The organism is Dorea hominis (assembly GCF_014287705.1).
GTDB classification, from domain to species: Bacteria; Bacillota; Clostridia; order Lachnospirales; family Lachnospiraceae; genus Dorea_D; species Dorea_D hominis.
Map to the genome: position 1 here is coordinate 1 of NZ_JACOOY010000031.1, position 6,434 is coordinate 6,434.

6 protein-coding genes are annotated in these 6,434 nt (G+C 39.7%); 1 reads left to right on the plus strand and 5 read right to left on the minus strand.

What is annotated here, in order from left to right:
• Nucleotides 1-652: 652 nt before the first annotated feature.
• From H8S07_RS14160 to H8S07_RS14555, 3 genes are all read right to left on the minus strand, one after another.
• Nucleotides 653-1,408 (minus strand): creatininase family protein, encoded by a 756-nt coding sequence (locus tag H8S07_RS14160; protein ID WP_186856267.1) that lies wholly within the window; start codon nt 1,406-1,408, stop codon nt 653-655.
• A gap of 19 nt (nt 1,409-1,427) precedes the next feature.
• A complete protein-coding gene (locus H8S07_RS14165) occupies nt 1,428-1,958 on the minus strand; it encodes a sodium:solute symporter family transporter (protein ID WP_243176043.1) in 531 nt (176 codons plus the stop codon).
• A gap of 139 nt (nt 1,959-2,097) precedes the next feature.
• Complete coding sequence (locus tag H8S07_RS14555; RefSeq protein ID WP_243176044.1) at nt 2,098-2,274, minus strand: hypothetical protein; 177 nt, start codon at nt 2,272-2,274, stop codon at nt 2,098-2,100.
• Nucleotides 2,275-2,692: 418 nt separating this feature from the next.
• Here H8S07_RS14555 and H8S07_RS14170 point away from each other — a divergent pair, with 418 nt between their 5' ends.
• Nucleotides 2,693-3,535, plus strand: a complete 843-nt coding sequence (locus tag H8S07_RS14170; protein WP_117536722.1) for a MurR/RpiR family transcriptional regulator — start codon at nt 2,693-2,695, stop codon at nt 3,533-3,535.
• A gap of 66 nt (nt 3,536-3,601) precedes the next feature.
• On the opposite strand, the gene iadA is transcribed toward H8S07_RS14170, so the two are convergent.
• Both iadA and H8S07_RS14180 read right to left on the minus strand, forming a co-directional pair.
• On the minus strand, nt 3,602-4,741 hold the full coding sequence (gene iadA, locus H8S07_RS14175; protein ID WP_021859549.1) for a beta-aspartyl-peptidase: 1,140 nt from the start codon (nt 4,739-4,741) through the stop codon (nt 3,602-3,604).
• A 20-nt stretch (nt 4,742-4,761) separates the two neighbouring features.
• On the minus strand, nt 4,762-5,946 hold the full coding sequence (locus tag H8S07_RS14180; protein WP_186856268.1) for an NAD(P)-dependent malic enzyme: 1,185 nt from the start codon (nt 5,944-5,946) through the stop codon (nt 4,762-4,764).
• Nucleotides 5,947-6,434: the final 488 nt, after the last annotated feature.

A 6,434-nucleotide genomic window follows, 5' to 3' on the forward strand; every position in this document is an offset into this window, starting at 1 on the left:
TCGACAGAGTCGAACTTCATTTTGTTCTTTGTCCGTTCTGAATATTCTCTTAAGAATTTTCAGGGTTGTTGTCTATTGTTTAATTATCAAGGTTCTTATCTGTTGTCTCATCGACAGCTTTAATAGATTATCATATCTCATGTCGTTTGTCAACAACTTTTTTATTTTTCTTTGTTGTCTTCCGTGTGACATCTACGCTTCTCAGGTGTGTCTCACACGACAGCTATATTAGAATAACACCGAAGGTCGGAATTGTCAACAATGTTTTTATATTTTCTGCAATTTAGATATTTAATACAATTAACCTGTTATTTTTTATGTTTTTGTGTCATTTTATACAATTTAGTAAAGACCAGTAAAACAATTCAAGTCGAACGTTCGTGAGACTTGGCGCGTGATTCTGGTCAGCAAAGCTGACATATTCCTATCAGAATCACTGCGCATCCTCGCGGAGCGTTTATCTCAGTCGGAGATTGGACTCCCACTGCGACGAATTTGCATTTACTCACCACCTAAAAGAGGTGGGAATCTTCTCGACTGAGATAAATTTGAATAACTTTATTGCTGCAAGAACATAATAAAAAGAAACTGTCGCTTCGCAATTTTCCAATCGCAAAACAACAGTTTTCTACTTTTACTTATATTTAGATACTTATAATTCTATCTTTTTCATTTCCTCCAAGAAATCACGGATATAAGATACTGCGAGATCTAATGCCTGCTGTCCCAGTTCAACTGATGATTCTTTCGGATCAAAAGGTCCAAACCAACCGCTTGGAGCAATTTCCTTCGTATCTCTAACAAGACGTACAATACCGCCCTTGAAATTTACTGCCTGGATATATGCAGCCTTCATATTTTCAGTTGGATCCTGTGCATTGATCGGTTGACTCAGTTCAAGATCAACAGACTCCGGACAAATTGCCATCATTGCAGATGTTTCCAGTACGTCACCGTGGCCGCCTTCAAACTTCTTATCTAACTGTGCAACCAGACTCCACCAGTCAACGCTGGCACATACACCGCCCTTATGATATACCTCTAAAGCCGCACGGTCGATAGAAGGTGTGTTTCCGCCATGACCATTTAAAACTACAAAACGTTTTGCTCCGTGCTGCATAAGAGAATCCATAATGCCATGAAGTACGAGGTAAAGTCCTTCATATCCAATATTGATGCTTCCTTCAAAACTTAAATGATATGGACATACACCATACGGAACTGTTGGAGCTATAATGACATTTTCGATGTCCTCCACATGATCCGCCAGATATGTCGGAACCATGAAGTCTGTTCCGAGTGCACTCTGTGTACCGTGTTGCTCCGTGCTTCCTACCGGGATTACAACAATCGGATCTTTCTTGAAGGCTTCTTTTGCCTGTGCTGTAGTTAATTTTGCAAGATACATTTTCATTTCCTCCTTTATACTACACCGCAAAATGACGCTCAATTGTTTCTTGCGGTGGTGTTTTTGTGAATTTGCTTACAACAACCATTGCAATTGATGAAATGATTGTTGTTGGGAACAATGCATGGAATCCAAACGCAAATGCTTTTATAGTTGGATTCAACGTGAAGAGTAACAGTGATATTACACCTACTACTACCGCTGCAATCGCTCCTTGTGCAGTTGCTTTCTTCCAGTAAATACCAAATAGAATCGGCACTACAAAAATTGCCATTCCCGAGAACGCAAACAGGTTAATTTCGAAAATACTGCCTGGCTGGAATACGCCGAAACAAATTACGATAATACCAATCAGAATAGTTACTACTTTCGAAAGCTTCATTACACTCTCATCTGTTGCTTTTTTATTGATGAGTTTCTGATAAATGTCACGCGTAACCGCACCGGTTTTCGTTACTAATATACCATCAATAGTAGACATACCGGTAGCTACAATTCCAGCAATGAAAATAGAAGCTAAAAACGGATTCAGACCTCTCTGCAAAATCATCGGAACAAAAAGAAAGACCACAATACAATATTGGATACATAATATGCCCAAGACATATAGCCATTGGCATCCGGAAATGCAAGATAAGCTTCATTCATACTCTGAAGTGTATGATTGATATTGCCAAAGCCTCCTCCCATTACATACAATAGAAACAATAAAAGTTACAATTGCTGTTGCGATCATAAAGGAACCCTGGATTACATCCGTCATCATAGCGTCCTGCATACCAACCAATAAATGCCATAATTCCAAGATAAAGTACCAGCACCGTATAGAAAGGGCCTGGTGAAGGCTGAATTGCTGCTCCGTTCATAATTACTTCTCCTCCTCATCATAGGTGTGATATTCTTTTCGCTTCATACACATGCGATAATACTTGATGATCAATGCAAATGTAATCGCAGTGTGAATAAACCATCCATACAGGAACAACGGAACCCCGCCAAATGAAGGGATGTATGTTTCACTGTAAAAGAATGGAAATGGAATCATAATGATCACGAACATAAATAAAAAAATAATCAGCCAGGTTCGTTCGAAGTGCTCTTCAAATTGTTTTTCATAGCCTTGTCCTCCTCTTTCCTTTTTGGTACTTATAAATTTTCTTTTAGTTAAGTATATACTTTACTTTCTATTTTTCATTATACATGTTATAATAGATTTGTAAAGTCATCACTTATATTTTGTAAAATATCACGAAACATTTTACTGTAAAAGCGAAAGGAAACTATATGGACATTTTAGAACATATTCAGGAATTATATCCGACACTTACAAAAAAACAAAAAACAATCGCAGATTACCTGATTGCCAACCCGGAAGAAATAAGCTACATCACTCTGGCTCAGCTCAGTCAGCAGACACGATCCTCCGAATTGACACTTCTTCGTTTTTGCCAGAAACTGGGCTGTTCCACATTTGTTGGCTTGAAAGAACAATTCCGTGATTATACACAGAAGATGATTCGAATCGCATCCTCTTCCACTTATTTCGTTCCAGAATTAGAAGCTGGCAAAGCACCCGAGCGCGAACGAATGCTCTTAGAAATCTGTAGCCAGGAAGTGAGTGCCTTTTCCGAGTTTATCTCTGATTTGCCTATGGATACCATTCTGGCAGCTTCTGATAAGATTCGACGCAGTAATCGTATTTTTATCTTTGCACATGATATATCGAAAGTGCCTGGAGAATTTTTAAAATTGCGACTCTTAATCTTGTATTACAACGTCATTCTGATTGACCTGTCCGATTTGGAGCAAACACAGAAAACATTACGAAAACTTACAGAGGGAGATCTTGTAATTTTATTCTCTTTCCCGCGCTACTATTTTCCGATAGGAAATATTGCAAAAAAAGCTTCCGAATCCGGTGTCCCGATTTTAACGATCACCGACAGCGATGCCTCCCCGGCTGCATGCCACAGTGATTTGCTCCTTATTTGCCCTACTTCCACAGAAATGTTTTATAATTCAATGACAATTCCAATTGCCATGCTGAATATCCTGGCATCCTGTCTCGTCATTGACAGCATTTCTCCGTCCGAACGACAGAATTTTATAAATACATTATCTTCCTAGTAAAAACAGGAGATACGGATTTTCCTATCCATATCTCCTGTTTTTTGTTTACGCTATTAATTTCTATTATTTTTCATAAGTTCCTTTTTGAAGGATTTCCTTGTTTTTCATGAGAATACGACCACCTGCTATAAAAGTATCCAGCTCCATATTCTGATCAAACAGGAGAACATCTCCATCTGCTCCTTCTTTTATCCATCCCTTTTTCGGAAGCAGATCCAGCCCCTCAGCCACATGGCTTGTCATATAAGGTAATGCATCCTCAAGCTTCATTCCAAGCTCTTTCACCATATATTTTAATTCTTTATAAAGTGCATCTACACTGGACACTCCAATTTCTAAAAGGGTTCCATCTTCCGCATAGTGAGACCAGCTTCCATGTCCATCCGAACTCATCGTAATATGTTCAGTAGGAATTCCTCTTTTCCTTGCTTCCAGAACATAACTTCCCGGAGAAGAATGCATGCCACAAGTCAAATCTACATATCCGCCTCTTCTTAAAAATTCATATCCATCCTCCAACAGATGTTCATTTCGATTTACATGTGTTGGTCTGAAAATGCGAGTAGGAATAGACGTTTTCTCCAACGCACGGAATACCGGTTGTAATCCAGCCTCATCGTCTCCCATATGCAACACAACAATCCCCGGTTTCCCGCTGAGCATACCGGCAACTCTTACTTTGCTTGCGATCTGGATCAGTTCCTCTTCTGTCACATTCGGTGCACGATGATCGGAAATAGCAAGCTTCACACCGAGTATCTCGTCGATGAATACAATGTCTCGATCAACTTCTCCGGTAATTGTCGGATTCGGATAGCCATAAGCTCCCGTAAGCATATATGCACTTACGCCTTCCTCGCAAAGAGCCTTGGTTTTTGCATAAAGATTCTCCACACTTCTTGTAATTCCATCTGTTCCCAGAAGCCCTATGACTGTAGTTATACCATTTTCCACTAACTCAGAGAGCTGTAATTCCGGTGTTCTCGTATGAAAGCTTCCTTCTCCGCCTCCACCGGTAATATGTACATGCTGATCAATAAACCCTGGCGTCAGCATCTTTCCTTCGGCATCTAACACTTCACATTCAACTGGAAGCGAACCAATTTCATCCTGAATCTTTTCAATTTTTCCTCCGCAGATCAAAACATCCTTTTTCCCCAGGTATTCTGGTGCGTATACCTCTGCATTTTTTACTAATAACATAACCAATTCCTCTTTCGCAATTATTCTGCTTTTTTCAACTTAGAAACTCCGATCTCTATTGCTGTTTTTGCAACTTCTCTTGCCACATTATCAGCAACTCTTTCATCAAACGCTCCCGGAATAATATAGTCTTCTGTCAATTCTTCCGGTTTAATAATATCAGCAATTGCTCTTACTGCTGCGATTTTCATCTCTTCTGTAATATCTGTTGCTCTTGCCTCCAGCGCCCCTTTGAAAATTCCTGGGAACACAAGAACGTTATTAATCTGGTTCGGAAAATCAGATCTTCCGGTTGCTACAACTCTTGCGCCGCCTTTTTTCGCTTCGTCTGGCATAATCTCCGGTGTCGGATTTGCCATTGCAAAAACAATCGCATCCTTCGCCATTGTACCCACCATCTCTGCTGTCACAATATTCGGCGCAGATACACCTACAAATACATCTCTGCCCTGCATTGCAGTTTTTAAATCTCCATGGATCTGTTCTTTATTTGTCTTTTCTGCCATCTCTTTCTGTGCAGGATTCATCCATTCTTCACCAACTGCAAGGATTCCGTTCCTATCAACAAGGACAATATCACCGACTCCCAGCTCTAATAATAATTTACAGATAGAAATTCCTGCAGATCCGGCACCATTGATGACTACTTTTGCTTCTGAAAATTCTTTTCCGACATATTTCAAAGCATTTGTAAGACCTGCGGATACAACGATCGCTGTTCCGTGCTGATCGTCATGGAATACCGGAATATCCAGTTCTTCTTTTAATCTTCTCTCGATTTCAAAGCATCTCGGTGCAGAAATGTCTTCCAGATTGATTCCACCGAATGTAGGAGCAAGACGTTTAACAGTCTCCACGATCTCATCTGTGTCTTTCGTATCCAGACAGATTGGAAATGCATCAATTCCTGCAAATTCTTTGAACAAAATGGATTTTCCTTCCATAACCGGCATTGCCGCTTCCGGACCGATATCTCCCAGTCCCAGAACTGCCGTCCCATCAGATACAACTGCTACGAGATTTCCTTTTGCTGTATATCTGTACACTTCTGATTTATCATCTCTGATCTTCCGGCAAGGTTCTGCAACACCCGGAGTATACGCCGTACTAAGATCATCTCTTGTCTTTACCGCTACTTTTGATGTGACACTGATTTTTCCTTTGTGTTCTTCGTGCATTTTTAATGCCATCTCATTGTAATTCATATTTATGCTATCTCCTTTATCGATCCGTTTTCTATCCACAAGCATACCACTTCATAGACTAAAAAGAAAGGGAAAAGAAGGACGGCTACTGCAATTTGTACAATAACCGTCCTTGTCTTATCTGTAATTCTCTTATATATAATGTTAAAGTTAAAAAATACCATACGAATTGTTCCGTACTTCGTACTCCCACAATTCTATTATTATTTCATTACAATGTCGGTGATACTTTTTACTATATTCTTCCCTTATTTATTGTCTTTACAGCGCATTCTCCATACATTTTCACGCATAAAATTACATCTATTTATTTTTTTAGTATCAAAATAGTATCACCAACCAAGCACGGCTCTTTCGACTTCACTGTAGCCCGTGCGCTGGAAACTCTCAATTCCAACATGATAAATTGGGTAAGGTGTTATATACTGTTCGAAATATGGGCGAAACTTTTTGCTTATGTGCGGTCTTCTAAGTGTCCTTAGTGCCTG

Bases quoted from the DNA above. Each gene is read 5' to 3' on its own strand.
- H8S07_RS14165 (WP_243176043.1), bottom strand. From the start codon at position 1,958: ATGATTTTGCAGAGAGGTCTGAATCCGTTTTTAGCTTCTATTTTCATT.
- iadA (WP_021859549.1), bottom strand. From the start codon at position 4,741: ATGTTATTAGTAAAAAATGCAGAGGTATACGCACCAGAATACCTGGGG.
- H8S07_RS14160 (WP_186856267.1), bottom strand. From the start codon at position 1,408: ATGTATCTTGCAAAATTAACTACAGCACAGGCAAAAGAAGCCTTCAAG.
- H8S07_RS14555 (WP_243176044.1), bottom strand. From the start codon at position 2,274: ATGAACGGAGCAGCAATTCAGCCTTCACCAGGCCCTTTCTATACGGTG.
- H8S07_RS14170 (WP_117536722.1), top strand. From the start codon at position 2,693: ATGGACATTTTAGAACATATTCAGGAATTATATCCGACACTTACAAAA.
- H8S07_RS14180 (WP_186856268.1), bottom strand. From the start codon at position 5,946: ATGAATTACAATGAGATGGCATTAAAAATGCACGAAGAACACAAAGGA.